Annotated in this window: 16 protein-coding genes; 13 read left to right on the top strand and 3 right to left on the bottom strand. The window is 29.5% G+C overall.

Annotation, left to right across the window (positions count from 1 at the left end; all coding sequences use genetic code 11):
* The first annotated feature begins 4 nt into the window (after positions 1–4).
* The 4 genes from AC4KN9_RS04500 (at position 5) to AC4KN9_RS04485 (ending at position 4517) form a co-directional block, all read left to right on the top strand.
* Positions 5–694, top strand: coding sequence for a response regulator transcription factor (locus tag AC4KN9_RS04500; RefSeq protein WP_491017445.1), 690 nt, complete (start codon positions 5–7; stop codon positions 692–694).
* Positions 682–2097 carry a sensor histidine kinase gene (locus tag AC4KN9_RS04495; protein WP_491017444.1) on the top strand — a complete coding sequence of 472 codons (1416 nt, stop codon included), beginning with the start codon at positions 682–684 and terminating at the stop codon, positions 2095–2097. Before AC4KN9_RS04500 ends, AC4KN9_RS04495 begins: the two co-directional genes overlap by 13 nt.
* Complete coding sequence (locus tag AC4KN9_RS04490) at positions 2087–3595, top strand: hypothetical protein (RefSeq protein ID WP_491017443.1); 1509 nt, start codon at positions 2087–2089, stop codon at positions 3593–3595. The genes AC4KN9_RS04495 and AC4KN9_RS04490 overlap by 11 nt, the downstream gene beginning before the upstream one ends.
* Positions 3596–3674: 79 nt before the next feature.
* Positions 3675–4517 (top strand): DegV family protein, encoded by an 843-nt coding sequence (locus tag AC4KN9_RS04485; protein WP_491017442.1) that lies wholly within the window; start codon positions 3675–3677, stop codon positions 4515–4517.
* A 76-nt stretch (positions 4518–4593) separates the two neighbouring features.
* Here the strand turns inward: AC4KN9_RS04485 and rpmB are convergent, their stop codons facing one another.
* On the bottom strand, positions 4594–4812 hold the full coding sequence (gene rpmB, locus AC4KN9_RS04480) for a 50S ribosomal protein L28 (protein WP_491017441.1): 219 nt from the start codon (positions 4810–4812) through the stop codon (positions 4594–4596).
* Between the two features lie 121 nt (positions 4813–4933).
* On the opposite strand from rpmB, the gene AC4KN9_RS04475 reads away from it, so the two are divergent.
* The 7 genes from AC4KN9_RS04475 (at position 4934) to ltrA (ending at position 12312) form a co-directional block, all read left to right on the top strand.
* The gene (locus AC4KN9_RS04475; protein ID WP_491017440.1) at positions 4934–5284 is read left to right on the top strand and encodes an Asp23/Gls24 family envelope stress response protein; all 351 of its coding nucleotides are present in this window, start codon (positions 4934–4936) and stop codon (positions 5282–5284) included.
* A gap of 10 nt (positions 5285–5294) precedes the next feature.
* Entirely contained in the window at positions 5295–6944 is a 1650-nt protein-coding gene (locus AC4KN9_RS04470) for a DAK2 domain-containing protein (RefSeq protein WP_491017439.1), read from the top strand.
* A gap of 1 nt (position 6945) precedes the next feature.
* Entirely contained in the window at positions 6946–8925 is a 1980-nt protein-coding gene (locus AC4KN9_RS04465) for an ATP-dependent DNA helicase RecG (RefSeq protein WP_491017438.1), read from the top strand.
* A 105-nt stretch (positions 8926–9030) separates the two neighbouring features.
* Positions 9031–9480, top strand: coding sequence for an RsmD family RNA methyltransferase (locus AC4KN9_RS04460; RefSeq protein WP_491017940.1), 450 nt, complete (start codon positions 9031–9033; stop codon positions 9478–9480).
* Positions 9477–9950, top strand: a complete 474-nt coding sequence (gene coaD / locus AC4KN9_RS04455; protein WP_491017437.1) for a pantetheine-phosphate adenylyltransferase — start codon at positions 9477–9479, stop codon at positions 9948–9950. The genes AC4KN9_RS04460 and coaD overlap by 4 nt, the downstream gene beginning before the upstream one ends.
* A gap of 20 nt (positions 9951–9970) precedes the next feature.
* The gene (locus AC4KN9_RS04450) at positions 9971–10444 is read left to right on the top strand and encodes an ATP synthase subunit B family protein (RefSeq protein WP_491017436.1); all 474 of its coding nucleotides are present in this window, start codon (positions 9971–9973) and stop codon (positions 10442–10444) included.
* Between the two features lie 614 nt (positions 10445–11058).
* Positions 11059–12312, top strand: a complete 1254-nt coding sequence (ltrA, locus tag AC4KN9_RS04445; protein WP_491017244.1) for a group II intron reverse transcriptase/maturase — start codon at positions 11059–11061, stop codon at positions 12310–12312.
* Between the two features lie 159 nt (positions 12313–12471).
* Here ltrA and AC4KN9_RS04440 read toward each other — a convergent pair whose 3' ends face one another.
* A complete protein-coding gene (locus AC4KN9_RS04440; RefSeq protein ID WP_491017435.1) occupies positions 12472–13059 on the bottom strand; it encodes a nucleotidyltransferase family protein in 588 nt (195 codons plus the stop codon).
* The gene (locus tag AC4KN9_RS04435; RefSeq protein ID WP_491017434.1) at positions 13019–13645 is read right to left on the bottom strand and encodes a nucleotidyltransferase family protein; all 627 of its coding nucleotides are present in this window, start codon (positions 13643–13645) and stop codon (positions 13019–13021) included. Before AC4KN9_RS04435 ends, AC4KN9_RS04440 begins: the two co-directional genes overlap by 41 nt.
* Before the next feature lie 91 nt (positions 13646–13736).
* Here AC4KN9_RS04435 and AC4KN9_RS04430 point away from each other — a divergent pair, with 91 nt between their 5' ends.
* Positions 13737–14930 carry an acetate kinase gene (locus AC4KN9_RS04430; protein ID WP_491017433.1) on the top strand — a complete coding sequence of 398 codons (1194 nt, stop codon included), beginning with the start codon at positions 13737–13739 and terminating at the stop codon, positions 14928–14930.
* A gap of 80 nt (positions 14931–15010) precedes the next feature.
* On the top strand, positions 15011–15196 hold the full coding sequence (gene rpmF, locus AC4KN9_RS04425) for a 50S ribosomal protein L32 (RefSeq protein WP_491017432.1): 186 nt from the start codon (positions 15011–15013) through the stop codon (positions 15194–15196).
* Positions 15197–15238 lie beyond the last annotated feature (42 nt).

The raw sequence follows: 15238 nt of genomic DNA, 5'->3' as shown, positions 1-15238 counted from the left end.
AAAAATGCCAAAAGTATTATTAGTTGAAGATGAAATTGCAATTAGAAAATTCACCAAAATAAATATTGAAAAAGCGGGATTTGATGTAATCGAAGCCGGCACAGGAGAAGAAGGAGTAGAGTTAGCATTAGTATTAAAACCGGACGTTGTGATACTAGATGTTATGCTACCTGGAATGAATGGATTTGAAGTTTGTAGTGTGCTAAGAAATGAAATTCCAAATTTAGGGATAATAATGCTCACTGCAAAAACACAGGAAGTAGACAAAATTTTAGGTCTAGAACAAGGAGCAGATGACTATATGATTAAACCATTTAATCCTCAAGAATTAGTCCTAAGAATTAAATCCTTAATTAGAAGGATAGATATTAATAATGGCGGGAAAATAGAAGCAAATGAATTAAAATATGGACCATTTACATTAAATCTATATTCTAAAAAATTTATGAAAAATGATGAATTAATTGATTTAACGCCAACAGAACTATTAATTATTAAAATATTTTTAGAAAATGAAGATAAAGCATTTTCAAGAGAAGAGCTAATGGATTTAGCTTGGGGTGGAGAAAATAAAGTCGACACTAAAATTATTGATGTTAATATAAGAAGAATTAGGGCTAAGATTGAAGAGAATCCAGCAAAACCAAAATATTTACATACAGTTTGGGGAATAGGTTATAGATGGGGAAATTAAAAGGTTTTATATCAAAAAATAAAAATAGTTTAAAGACTAAGTTAGTTGTTTATCAATTAATTCTATTCACAATATTTATAATTGGATTTGAAATTTTTACATTTATTACAATAAGGGAATATTATTATAATAATTTAAAATCTAATATGTTGTCACAGGCAGAATACAGTTTAGAACTGTACTCTTCATCTGTGTCAGGATATTCTCTTTCCGAGATAATATCAAATGAACGTTTTGAATTTTTAAACAACATGAAAGGGAAAGTTCAAATACTAGATAATTCTGGAAAACTTTTATATGACAATACAGGTGGGATAAAACTGGATACTAATGTTGAAATGATTGAACAACAATCAGACATTGTATTTAGCTTTTACGAGGATACAGAAAATAAATTATTAATATTAAATTATCCGATAATTAACAAAAATAATCAAGTAGGTGTACTTAGAAATATTACGAGTATTAAAATAGTTGAAAATGAAATATCTATGAGAATGGCAGTATTTATTTTATTTGGAGCTATTGCCGTATTTTTAAGTATTATAATTAACTATATATTTGGTAATTCATTTTTAGCTCCAATCAAAAAATTAAATAATTTAGCAAGTAAACTTTCAAATGGTCAATATAATGAAAGGTCAAATATGCCATATATAGGAGAGATTGGCGAATTAGCAAAGACGATGGATGAAATGAGCGAAAATATTATAAATAAGGAGGAAATAAAGCAAGATTTTATTTCTTCAGTTTCTCATGAATTACGAACTCCGTTAACTTCAATAAAAGGATGGGCGATAACATTACAAGATAAAGATATAGAACAAGAAACTATTAATGATGGTTTAACAATAATAGAAAAAGAATCGGATAGACTTGCAGGTATGGTTGAAGATTTACTTAATTTTTCAAGATATACTTCTCCTAAATTTAGTCTCACAAAATCTGAATTTAATATTATTTTAATTGTAAAAAATATTATAAATCAATTGTCGCCTAGAGCCAAAGAAAAAAATATAAACATGGTGTATAATCACGAAGATTACGATGTAAATGTAATTGCAGATGAAAATAGACTAAAACAAGTATTTATAAACCTTATAGATAATGCACTTAAGTTTACGGATAATGAAGGTACAATATTAGTGAATATACAAGATGGAGAAGATGAAATAAAATGTCAGATTACAGATACGGGAATTGGTATAAGTGAAGATGAGATAGATTTAGTTACAACTAAATTTTATAAAGGAAGTTCAAGCCAATCACATACAGGTTTAGGTTTATCAATATGTGAAGAGATAGTTCTTCTCCATAATGGTAAATTTGAAATTTCAAGTATAGAAGATGAAGGAACAACGGTTAGTTTTACTATACCAAAAGGAGTTAGAAATGAAAATTAAAAAGGGATTTTTATTTTTTATATTTATATTTATTTTAAGTGGTTGTTCTAATTTATCAGAATATTTTGTCGAAAAAGCATCCACTACTATTATTAAACCGGATCAAAATCTGGAAATATCGGGTATATGGAAAAATACTGACATTTATAATGTTAATGCTGAAAATAATTTAGAAAAAGTTAAAAATGAAGATTTGGACAATATATTTTTATCAAATACGGCATTTGATTTCAAGAAAAATTATGTATTAAATCCTAATATATCTTCAAGATTTATTGAGTTTAAATCATATATACTTACAAGGTTTACATCAATTCCAGATGAAATAAAGCCAGAATCTGAGGAGGTACCAGTAATAAAATTTACGAATAAAACCTCTTTCAATCAGGAATTTGTATTAATTGGTCATAATAAATTAATCACAATCTACTTAGGGAAAATATATGTGTATGAAAAAATGACTTCGATAGATAAATCAATTGAAGACAAAAAGTTTATGCAAATACAATCCTTAATAAGAGGAGTTGGAGAAACTTCAAAATCAAATTTTGGTCTATCTATTGCTTTTAGAAAAAGGAATAGATCAAGTAATCAAATAAACTATGATTATTATACTTATTACATTAAACAAACGGAAAATGATGACACACCAAATATATATAAAGTATCAGATGTTGTAATACCTAAGTTTACAGGATTATGGTCTATTGTATCATCAAAAAAAGATATAAAAAACAAATCATATGGTACTTACTCCCTATCCGCAAATCTTACATCTTTAAGTAATAATAATGAGGCGGTAAATAAAATCGAAGATACCATCTATAGAAGAATTGATTATGTAAATAGTGACTATATAGCTGTTACGAACTTCGACTATCTATCAAATGAAGTAAAGGAATCATACAATATATTTAGTATGGAAAATTTATCGAAGAAAGAACCATTATCAATTATGAATATAGCAGGAGCAGTTGGAAATGAAGTATTGCTTACAACTTATAAAGAAGTTTCCAACAGTTTGCTTAATAGAGGGTTAATAAATATAGCTGAGTCAACTCCAAATCCTACAAATATTGGAATTAAGAGAGTCAAAAATTCATGGGAATTTTACTCAAATATAGAGCAAACAAATATTGATAGTAGGAAATCAAAAGTTTATAAGAATTATGACTTAAAAATTGCACCAATTATAAATATAGCTGGTTCCAATGAAAAAAGCATGTTTTCATGGTCAGAAATAAAAAGAAGACGTCCTGAAGCTATTGATGCTACAGTATCACCGGATAATAAATACGTCTTAGTTCAATTAAAAAATTCACTAGAGTTTTATCCGATATATTTTAATTACATTGGGAACAAACCATTATTTACTATTCAAAATGTTGAAGATTATGAAATTGTTATGAGTCAATGGATTACCAATGAGAATATTAATAGTATATATAATGAATATTCTAAACTTAAAAATTTGAATAGCTACATAATTTACCATTAAAAATAAATAGTTATAATAATGAGATATTTTATTTTTATGATATAATATTAAAGTGAAAATTTAAAAAGGAGAATATATTATGAAAAAAATAACCATTGTAACTGATAGTACGTGGGATAGAAGTAGCGAAGATGCAGAAAGATTAGGGGTTAAAGTTGTACCCTTAAATGTTCATTTTGATGATGAACAATTTTTAGATGGTGTTACTATTGATCAAAAAATGTTTTTAAGAAAACTAGCTTCATCAAATTCTTCACCAACTACATCGCAACCTTCACCAATAGAATTTGAAAAAGTTTTTAGAGAAGAGTTAAAAAAAGGGAATAAAGTTTTATATATTGGAATAGATGGGATAATAAGTGGAACATTTAATTCAGCAACTATAGCAAAAAATACAATTGAAAGTGATGATATTTATTTAATAGATTCAAAAACAGCAACTGCTGGATTATCTATTTTAGTTCAAATTGCATATGATTTAGTGCAAAAAGAGGATGATATTGAGATAATAATTTCTAAAATTAATGAAATAAAAAGAAAAATAAAAGTTTACGCTTATGTAGATACATTAAAATATTTACAAAAAGGTGGTAGACTTTCATCAACACAGGCATTTATTGGAGGAGTACTAAATCTTAAGCCAATTATATTATTAAAAGATAGCGTTATTTCAAGCTATGACAAAGCTAGAGGTAAAAAATCAGCATTAAAAAAAATAGTAGAAGCTGTAAAAAAAGATGGAATAAATACAGATTATCCAGTTGCATTTGCAAACATTGAATCTCGAGATAGTATCGATTATTTAATTAAAGAATTTGAAGAAGCATTTAATATAAAGGAATATTGGATACAGGAACTAGGTAGTGTTGTTGCTACACATGCTGGTCCTGGAGCGGCAGGTTTTGCATTTGTAATGAAATAATTTTTTCAAAAAATAAAAGGGACTTTATAAAGTCCCTTTAAAATGAAAAATCCGCTACAATTGTAACGGAAATTTATTATTCACCATCTACATTTTTATTTTTATAACTTGGTCTTTCAACTAAGCCTGACTTTAATGCTGCTGTGGATACCCAAATTCTCTTAACTTGGCCATCTACTACAGCCTTAACTCTTCTTAAGTTTGGTTTGAAAAATTTTTTAATTTTTTTGTGTGAATGAGTTACAATATTTCCAGATTTTTTCTTTTTTCCTGTGATTGCACATTCTCTTGCCATTACAAACACCTCCTCGCTATTAATTTCCTGTACTCGAAATATTATAACACATGTCATTAATTTTTTGCAAGTTAATGTTAAGACTGATATAATCTAATTATAAAAATAGAAGGAGGACAATATGTCAGCTGTACTAAAAAATAAATATGGACAAATTGTAATCGAGGATAAAGTTATTGCAACAGTGGCAGCTCTATCTGCACAAGAGTCATACGGAATAGTGGGATTAGTTGCTCAAAATACAAAAGATGGATTATTTGAATTGTTAAGATTTGATAATAAAACTAAAGGTGTAAATGTTGTTGTAAATGGTAATGTAGTAGATGTTGAACTTACAGTTATGTTAGAGTACGGAGTTAGAATTGCAGTTGTTTGCGAAAATATAATTTCTAAAGTAAAATATAATATTGAAAATAATACACATTTGAAAGTTAATTCTGTGAATGTACTAGTTCAAGGAATTAGGGTTTAATGGGGGATAGATGAAAAATATAAAAGCTAAAGATTTAAGATTAGGATTGTATGGTGCATTTGAAAATCTTGAATCTAACAAAGAATACGTTAATGGATTAAATGTATTTCCAGTGCCAGATGGAGATACTGGTACGAATATGTCCTTAACATTTAAATCAGTAGTTAATAAACTTCAAGATGCAGAAGATACAACAGATTCAATATCTAAAGCATTGTCAACAGGATCATTAATGGGAGCTAGAGGTAACTCTGGCGTTATTTTATCCCAATTATGCAGAGGAGTTGCAAATGTTTTTTCAAAGGTTGAGACTATTGAAATTGTAAACTTAGTTGAAGCTCTTGAAAGTGCAAAAGAAACAGCGTATAAAGCTGTATTAAAGCCTACAGAGGGAACCATATTAACAGTAAGTAGGTATATCGCAGAGTTTGCTAGACGAGAGTTCTTAAAGTATGGCGAAATAGATGTATTTTTAGAAGCTATTATTGTGGAAGCAAAAAGAGCATTGGATAAGACACCTGATATGTTGCCAGTTTTAAAAGAGGCTGGCGTTGTTGATGCCGGCGGACAAGGATTAGTCTTTATTTTAGAAGGATTCCATAGAGCATTGATAGGTGAACCTGTAAAATCTGTAATTAAAGATACGGATTTAACAGATGTAAATCTAAAGGATACGATACATCATCATTCTGATGTTAATCCAGAAGATATTGTATACGGATATTGTACAGAATTTTTAATTAATCACGATGGCTCAAAATCACATGAGGATTTCAAAGAGCAAATTCTTTCTCATGGAGATTCAATTGTATGTGTTGGCGATGAAAATCTAATTAAGACACACATCCATACGGATGATCCAGGACAGGTACTTTCCTTAGCAAGAAAAATGGGTGAATTAAGTGATATTAAGATTGAAAATATGAGATTTCAAAATGCTGAAGTAAATATGAGAAGAGAATCTCAACAGTCAAAGGCTTTTAATATAAAAGAAGAAAAAAATAAAAAATATGGATTCGTGACAATAACTATTGGTGAGGGATTTGATGCAATCTTTAGTGAGATGAATGTTGACAAATTGATTAAAGGTGGACAAACAATGAATCCTTCTACTGAAGATATTGTTAAAGCTGTAGAAGAAGTTAATGCAGATAATGTATTTGTATTTCCAAATAATAAAAATATAATACTTGCTGCGAAACAAGCAGCAGAATTAGTAGATAAAAATTTAATAGTTATTGAAACTCAATCTATTCCACAATCATTTACAGCCTTAATCAATTTTGATGAGAGTCTTGATCCACAAGAAAATTTTAACAATATGACAAATTCACTTGAGGATGTTACATCATTACAATTAACTTATGCAATAAGAGATACTAAAAATGGTGATTTAGAAATAAAAGAGGGCGACTTTATTGGTCTAGAATCAGGAAAGATAAAAGTGAAAGGAAATGATTTAAATCAAACATTTATGGATTTAGTTAAAAATTCTGTAAGTGATGATCATTCATTATTATCAATTTATTTTGGTGAAGATATTAGAGAGGAAGAAGCAAATAAATTAGCTGAAAAACTTGAAAAATCAAATCCTGATTTAGATATAGAAGTCTTCTTTGGTGGTAAGCCATTGTACTACTATATTGGATCATTAGAATAAAATGAAATTAACCGATATTAAAGGTGTTGGTGTTAAAAAAAGTGAATTATTAAATCAGCTTGGAATATATACAGTTAAAGACTTAATAAAATATATGCCTAAAAGATATGAAGATAGATCAAAAAGAGTGCTTGTGTCGGATGCTATACATGGGGTAAAACAATATTTTAAGTTAGAGATAAAAAAGATATATAAAATATATTTTTATGGAAACAATAAAACAATTTCTAGAGTATCGGCAAAAGATAAAAGTGGAGAGATTTCGATATTGTGGCATAACAATAGATTTATAACAAATAATCTTAGACTAGATGAAACATATAAGTTTTTTGGTAATTACGACAGAGAAAAAAAATCCTTGGTCAATCCAATTATTTGTAAAATAGATGATGATAAAATAGGTGGGATTATTCCCATCTATTCTACTAACAAGGGTTTAAGCGAAAAAAATATTATAAATTTTAAAAAATCTGCCTTGGAAAAATATTTTTTTACGGATTATTTTAATGAAAATATTTTTGAAAAGTATTCTATTTTAGAGATAAATAAAATGTATAAAATTCTAAATAGTCCTGATAATAAAATGCAATTATATAGGGCTATGTTTACGTTAAATTTAAGAATGATTTTTTTAGAAAAATATGCTATTAGAGAATATAAAAAAAACTCAAAAAATAATTATATTTCTTTTAATCATATAGAAATAAATTCTATATTAGATAAATTAGAGTTTAAGTTGACGTCATCCCAATCGAATGCGTTAGATGACATATTTAATGATATGAAAAAAGAAAAACGTATGAATAGAATAATTATTGGAGATGTTGGTTCGGGAAAGACTATTGTTGCTATATTAAGTTCGATTTATGCAATAAAAAATGGATATCAAGTTGCTTTTATGGCACCCACTGAAATATTAGCGATTCAACACTTTGATAAGTATAATGTTTTTCTATCAAAAATTGGAATTAAATCACAACTTTTAATTGAATATACACGTGCTAGAGATAAAAAAGAAATATATGATAAATTAGAACACAATAAAATTGATATAATTTTTGGAACTCATAGTTTATTTCAAGAAAAAGTTAAATTTTCAAAATTAGGTCTAGTAATCACTGATGAACAACAGAGATTTGGAGTGTATCAAAGAAAATTATTAAATGATAAGGGGAAAAGTCCGGATACATTACTTTTATCTGCCACACCTATCCCCAGAACAATAGCACTTTCACTTTATAGTGAACTCGATATTTCTTTTATTGATACGATGCCTTCAAATAGATTACCTATCAAATCGTATGTAACTAATATATACGCCGAAAAGAAATTCATAGATTTTGCGTATAATAAGATTTTACAGGGAGAACAGGCGTATATTGTTGTTTCAAGAGTAGAGGAAAACGATAATTTAGAATCAGTATCAAGACTTTATAGAAAGTTAAATAAATATTTCGATAAAAAGGTCAGATTAGATTATTTGCATGGACAAATGTCTTCTGAAGAAAAAGAATTAAAACAGAAAAAATTTTATAATGGGAAAACAGATATACTAATAGCCACATCAATTATAGAAGTAGGAATTGATAATCCAAATGCAACCGTAATGATTATATATGATGCGAATCAATTTGGTATTTCTCAATTACATCAGATAAGAGGTAGAGTTGGTAAATCTTCACTGCAATCATATTGTTTTTTCGTAGTGTCGGACGATGCGTCAAGTTTTGAAAAAATAAAGTTTATAGCTGATACAAATGACGGATTTAAAATCGCCAAGAAAGATTTGCAGCTGAGAGGCTCTGGAGAAATGTATAGCTCAAATCAGTCTGGTTTCATAGAAATGGATAATTCTTTTATATACAACGAAAGTTTACTTAATGTTTGTGGTAAAATATTAAATGAAAACATTTCAAACCCAATATTAGATGAAGAAATAAAAGAAAAATTAGATAATTTAGATAAAATAATATTAAATTAGGAGAGTTATGAGTTTAAGAGTAATAACGGGACTAAGAAAAGGTCATAAACTAAAGGGCCTAGAAGTGGAGATGCAAGACCAACAGAAGATAGAGTAAAAGAGTCTATTTTCAATATAATTGAACCACTTGAAGATGATGCTGTATGTCTAGATTTGTTTGCTTGTACGGGTAACATTGGAATAGAGTTTTTGAGTCGTGGTGTAAAAAAAGTTTATTTTTCAGAGCTTGAAAAGAAAAACGTAGAAGATCTTGAATGGAATCTAAATCATACAAAATTTACGAAACAAGCAGAAATTTTTACTGGAGATTTTAGAAGAAATTTACTTGGCATACGAGAAAACATAGATTATGTATATTTAGACCCACCATATACATCATCCTTTTATGAGGAAGCATTTAAGATTATGATTGGCAATAAATATTTTAAGCACGCTCTCTATATAACAGAAATGAATGTGGACGAAAATTTTTCAAATAAGTTTAAGACTCTTGAACTGGTCTATGAAAAACAATATGGAAAAAAATATATTAAATTTTATAGGGAGTACGAATGAAAGTGCTATATCCGGGGAGTTTTGATCCCGTAACAAATGGACACTTAGATATAATTGGAAGAGCAGCAAAAAGTTTTGAAGAGGTAATAGTCTGTGTTGCAGTAAATAAATCAAAAAAATATTTATTTTCAATGAATGAAAAGATTGAAATGTTGGAAAAAGTGTTGTATGATTATGATAACGTGAAAGTTGTAAAACACGAAGGATTAATTGTGGATTTTGTAGAAAAAAATAATATTGATGCGATTTTAAGAGGAATAAGAGCTATATCAGATTATGAAGCAGAATCACAATTTGCTCAAATGAATAAATTATATTCTAAAACAAATGTAGAAACTTTATTTATGGTAGCAGAACCAGAGATGTCATATCTAAGTTCTTCTATCGTAAAGGAAATAGCATCGCATGGAAAAGATGTATCGATGTTGGTTCCAAGTATTGTAGCAAAAAAAATCAGGGAAAAATATTAAGAAAAACTAGGAGGTTATTAATGAACATTATTTCATTAATTCAAGAATTAGAAGAAATTATAGATGATGCTGGATCAGTACCATTTTCAAAAAAAGTGACAGTAAATCCGGACGACATTTATTCAATTATAAATGATTTAAAGGACTCCATTCCTCAAGAAATCAAAGATGCAGAATGGGTAAATAATGAAAGAGATAGAATTTTAAGTGAAGCAAATTCTCAAGCAAATTCAATAAATGAAAAAGCTAAATTAGAAGTTCAAAAAGCTTATGATGAAGCAAATAGAAGATTTAAGGAATTGGTGAGCGAACATAATGTAACACAGACTGCAAATGAAGAATCAGAAAGAATTATTGCAGAAGCAAAATCTACAGCACAAACAATTACAACTAATTCATTAGCATATGTAGATCAAATTTTGTCCAAAACATCAGATGATTTGAGAAATTCAATAGATAAAATTGAAGAAAATAGATTGAAATTAAAGTATTAATTCCTGACATAATATAATTATAAAAAGACAAGAAGAAATTAAGCTGAGTCCACAAAGTTGGACTTTATACCAGAGACATTTAGAGATATTTGTCTCTGGTTTTTTGGTATGACGGGCATGTCATCAATCTGTGGTGAAAGTCCACTAAGGGCGTAGTTGCCAACGAACCTCACAGTAATTCCCAAGGTTTGCACCGTGAGATGCAGGCGAGAAGAAGGGATAGCAAAATTGTAGCCTGACGAACAGAAACCTAATACTAAGGCTTGCACGGTGGACAAGCGGACCAAAAGTCGTGAAGTCCAAAAGGCAACCGTAAACCATGCAAGTAGATTAGGCAGGTAGACAAGGAAAGATTGATGGCTTATCCCGTGAGGTCTCACTAGCGAATAAGTAGTAACAACGAATAGTGAGAAGTCAGCAAAAGCCATAGTAGTATTGAAGCCTTTGTAATAGAGGTGGAGCGAAGGGCTGAATAATTCAAAGTCAAATGGACTTGCAAAAGTCTGTATCCATATCCGACGAGAAAATCGTACCAAAGACGTAACGGCGGAAAATTTTCACAGGAGTTAGGAGTAAGAGGATACAGAGCATAACAAAGAAAGGAGACAATCCAAATGTCAGAACTGCTAGAACAAATACTCAGTAGAGAAAACATGTTTGCAGCATTAAACAAAGTGAAAGCAAACAAAGGAGCAGGAGGAATAGATGGAATATCCACCGAAGAAATAGACCAACATCTCAAAAACAACTGGGTAGAAATTAGAGACAAAATTCGAAGAAGAAAGTATAAACCAAAACCGGTCAGAAGGGTAGAAATACCAAAACCAAATGGAGGTGTACGCAATCTAGGAATACCAACAGTAGTAGACAGAGTAATAGAACAAGCAATTGCACAAGTTCTAACACCAATAGCAGAACCACACTTTAGTGATAAAAGTTACGGTTTTAGACCAAATCGCAAAGCACAACAAGCGATAGTGAAACTTCTTGAATACTTTAACGACGGATACAGCTATATTGTAGACATAGACCTAGAGAAATTCTTTGATAACGTCCCGCAAGACAAACTCATGACCTTGGTTCATAACCTCATAAATGACCCAAACACAGAATCCTTAATTAGGAAATATCTTAATGCGGGAGTAATGATAAAAGGAAATTATGAAGAAACACCCAAGGGAACACCACAAGGAGGAAATCTATCGCCCCTTCTAAGTAACATAATGCTAAACGAATTAGACAAAGAACTAGAAGCAAGAGGACTACACTTTGTAAGATATGCAGACGACTGCATAATAGCCGTAGGAAGTAGCGCAGCAGCTAACAGAGTAATGGCAACAGTAACAAAGTGGATAGAAAAGAAACTAGGACTAAAAGTAAATGCAACAAAATCCAAAGTCACAAAACCAAGAAAACTAAAATATTTAGGATATGGTTTTTGGAAAGACAAAGCAGGATGGAAAGCAAGACCACACAAAGAATCAATCCGAAGGTTTCAAAGAAAGTTGAAACAGTTGACAAAGAGGAGTTGGTCAGTACCAATGACCTATAGAATCAACAGACTGAACCAAGTAATTAGAGGGTGGATAAACTATTTTAGACTAGGAGATATGAAGACGGTCCTTAGAAAGATAGATGAACGACTTAGAACAAGAATGAGAATAGTCATATGGAAGCAGTGGAAGACAAGTGGGAAACGCCTATGGGGACTTCGAAAGTTAGGCGTTCCGATGTGGATGGCAAAACAGTCAGTAGGATTTGGAGACCACTATCAAGCGGTTGCCAAAACCACAGGACTACATCACATAAACAAAGAAATCCTCGCAAAGCGAGGACTTCAAAGTTGTTTGGATTATTATTTGAATTAAACCGCTGTATGCCGAACGGCACGTACAGTGGTGTGAGAGGGGCTACATGTTAGCTCCTACTCGATTAGTCCTAATATTCCCCCTAGGGGAAATCGCAGCTAAGCTGATCGTTATAATTATAATAGTAAGTTACCATTAATAAGTAAACAAATTGATTTATCAATCTACATTTAAATAAGGTATTTCTTTATAAATTCTATCAATATCTTTAATATTAAAAATATTTTGAAGTTTATATGCTTTAATATCAATATTTAAGTATCTTTGATTATTAGGATTTTCAGTAAATTTAACTATATTATTTATTATCTCTATGTCGGATATTTTCTTGACTTGTTTGATCATATCAGCACCCCTATTATTAAATTTGAGTGGAGAAATATATTTCAAATTATTCAATTCTAAAACATCTTTCATTTTTATTTCTAACAAATAATTAAAAACAAATCTATTTAGTCTAGTTGTTGAATATCTCTTATTGTGAGATTTTTTAATAGCTTCACTTAAACTTCCAGTAAAATTATTAAGCAATAAATTCAACATTCCATTTTCATATCCAGCTATATGATCAGGGGGGAATTTTTGAATACTTGCCTTGTTATAAAAAATATCTGAATAATCATCGATATTTACAATATTTGACACTTCTAATTTTAAAACTGTTTCTTTTGGGGTATATTTTGAAATGTCTTTATTATTCTTAAATTCAGAATCTGATTGTACTTGCTGATTGGAACTTAAATTCATCTAAATTAGAGCTATCATAACCACCATCGAGTCTCCGTATTGGAAAGGGAATAATAGTACTATTTATCTTTTTCAATGCTATAACATAAAGAAATGCAAGTGTATTATTAGGTTTCTTTAATATACTTGAATCTATATTGAGTTTATCCAATGATAATAAAAATGCCTTCTTATATGAATTGCCACTTTTAATAAGCTCTTTTTGAAGTTTATCAATTTTATCTTTATCATTAATTATTTTTTCAACATTAGAATTAAAATTATCCAATTCATCTTCAATTCCAAATGAAATATAATCTACAATAGACATTTCATCCAAAATTTTAACACAATAATGTGCAAAATAATCTGCACTTTGAAGACTAACTATGGCAGGTATCTCTATTACAAGATCAACGCCATTTAAAACTGCAATTTCTGCTTTATCGAATTTATTAAGTATAGAAGCTTCTCCTCTTTGTACGAATGAGCCACTCATCAAAGCGATTATTCTAGAATCGGGAAATCTTTTTTTTATTTGACTAATTTGATGAATATGACCATTGTGCATCGGATTATATTCACAAATAATTGCTATATTTTTCATAATATTGTATTTTCCTTGTATAATTTGTTATAATAAGTTATATGCTTATATATATAATAAGTTAAAAACATATATAAATAAAGGAGTAATTATGGATATTCTAATTATAAATAGTGGAAGTTCATCACTTAAGTATCAATTTATGAACTCAGTTAAAGGAACAGTTTACGGTAAAGGTCTAATTGAACGAATTGGGCTAGAAGGTTCAAATATTTCTCATAAAAAAGATGGTAAAGAGACAGTAATCGAAAGAGATTTACCAACACATAAAGAAGCAATTCAATTATTATTTGAAGTATTATTAAATGATGAGTACGGTTTGATTAAAAATATGGATGAAATTGAAGCTATTGGTCATAGAGTGGTTCATGGTGGTCCAATTTCAGAGCCTACACTTGTAACAGACGAAGTTCTTGAAACGGTTAAAGAATATATTAAATTTGCTCCACTACATAATCCGGGAGCGATTCAAGGGATTTTAGGTGTTGAAGAAGTAGCACCTAGTAAGCCAAATGTAATTTGTGTTGATACAGGTTTTCATACAAGTATACCTAAAGAAAATGCAGTATATGCAATTCCTTATGACTTATATTCAAAAGATAATATTAAGAGATATGGTGCTCACGGTATTTCACACGAGTATGTAACAATTAAAACAGCAGAATTATTAGAAAAGCCAGTTGAAGAAACTAATGTTATTACATGTCATTTAGGTAATGGAGCTTCAATTACAGCAGTTAAAAATGGTAAATCATTTGATACATCAATGGGACTTACACCATTAGAAGGCTTAGTAATGGGTACAAGATCTGGTGATTTAGACCCTGCGGTCGTATTCACACTATCTAAGCAACATAGTTTAAGTAGTGAAGAGATAGATAATTTATTAAATAAACAATCAGGTCTACTTGGATTAAGTGGCGTTTCATCTGATTTTAGAGATGTCCAATTAGCAATGGAAGACGGAAATAAAAGAGCTAAATTGGCATTAGATGTATTTGCACATAGAGCTAAAAAATATGTTGGTGCATATATGGCGATACTAGGAAGAGTTGATGCTATTACATTTGCTGGTGGTATTGGTGAAAATTCAGATTATGCAAGAAGAGAAGTTTTAAGAGGATTGGAATCATTTGGAGTGGAGATTGATCTTGAAAAGAACAATGTAAGAGGTGAAGAAAGATTAATATCAACCGACAAATCTAAGGTTAAAGTATTTGTTGTACCAACTAATGAAGAGTTAATGATAGCAAGAGAAACACAAAAAATAGTAGAGAAATTGTAAAAAAGTTTGACATTTACACAAAATGTATGTATAATACATTTGTTATTTAAAAAGATTTAAAAGATTAAGGGGGTGTTACTATGGCAGTACCAAAGAGAAAAACATCTAAAGCTAAAACAGCTTCGAGAAGAGCTTCATCATACACATTAAATAAAGTAAATTTTGTTGTTGATTCAGAAACAAACGAAGCGAGATTACCTCATAGAGTAAGTCCTTCAGGATATTATAACGGAAGAAAAATATTTGAAACTGAAGACGAAGAGTAAAATTAACATTTAGCAAATGAAAACGCACAAAACATTATGTTT

The sequence above is a fragment of the Helcococcus sp. SA-HE-C1 genome, from assembly GCF_985670335.1.
The sequence above is the reverse complement of the archived record's forward strand: the minus strand, read 5'-3'. Positions and strand labels throughout refer to the sequence as shown.

Excerpts from the sequence above, each read along its gene's own strand:
- AC4KN9_RS04500 (WP_491017445.1), top strand. The coding sequence starts at position 5 with ATGCCAAAAGTATTATTAGTTGAAGATGAAATTGCAATTAGAAAATTC.
- AC4KN9_RS04495 (WP_491017444.1), top strand. The coding sequence starts at position 682 with ATGGGGAAATTAAAAGGTTTTATATCAAAAAATAAAAATAGTTTAAAG.
- AC4KN9_RS04490 (WP_491017443.1), top strand. The coding sequence starts at position 2,087 with ATGAAAATTAAAAAGGGATTTTTATTTTTTATATTTATATTTATTTTA.
- AC4KN9_RS04485 (WP_491017442.1), top strand. The coding sequence starts at position 3,675 with ATGAAAAAAATAACCATTGTAACTGATAGTACGTGGGATAGAAGTAGC.
- rpmB (WP_491017441.1), bottom strand. The coding sequence starts at position 4,812 with ATGGCAAGAGAATGTGCAATCACAGGAAAAAAGAAAAAATCTGGAAAT.
- AC4KN9_RS04475 (WP_491017440.1), top strand. The coding sequence starts at position 4,934 with ATGTCAGCTGTACTAAAAAATAAATATGGACAAATTGTAATCGAGGAT.
- AC4KN9_RS04470 (WP_491017439.1), top strand. The coding sequence starts at position 5,295 with ATGAAAAATATAAAAGCTAAAGATTTAAGATTAGGATTGTATGGTGCA.
- AC4KN9_RS04465 (WP_491017438.1), top strand. The coding sequence starts at position 6,946 with ATGAAATTAACCGATATTAAAGGTGTTGGTGTTAAAAAAAGTGAATTA.
- coaD (WP_491017437.1), top strand. The coding sequence starts at position 9,477 with ATGAAAGTGCTATATCCGGGGAGTTTTGATCCCGTAACAAATGGACAC.
- AC4KN9_RS04450 (WP_491017436.1), top strand. The coding sequence starts at position 9,971 with ATGAACATTATTTCATTAATTCAAGAATTAGAAGAAATTATAGATGAT.
- ltrA (WP_491017244.1), top strand. The coding sequence starts at position 11,059 with ATGTCAGAACTGCTAGAACAAATACTCAGTAGAGAAAACATGTTTGCA.
- AC4KN9_RS04440 (WP_491017435.1), bottom strand. The coding sequence starts at position 13,059 with ATGAATTTAAGTTCCAATCAGCAAGTACAATCAGATTCTGAATTTAAG.
- AC4KN9_RS04435 (WP_491017434.1), bottom strand. The coding sequence starts at position 13,645 with ATGAAAAATATAGCAATTATTTGTGAATATAATCCGATGCACAATGGT.
- AC4KN9_RS04430 (WP_491017433.1), top strand. The coding sequence starts at position 13,737 with ATGGATATTCTAATTATAAATAGTGGAAGTTCATCACTTAAGTATCAA.
- rpmF (WP_491017432.1), top strand. The coding sequence starts at position 15,011 with ATGGCAGTACCAAAGAGAAAAACATCTAAAGCTAAAACAGCTTCGAGA.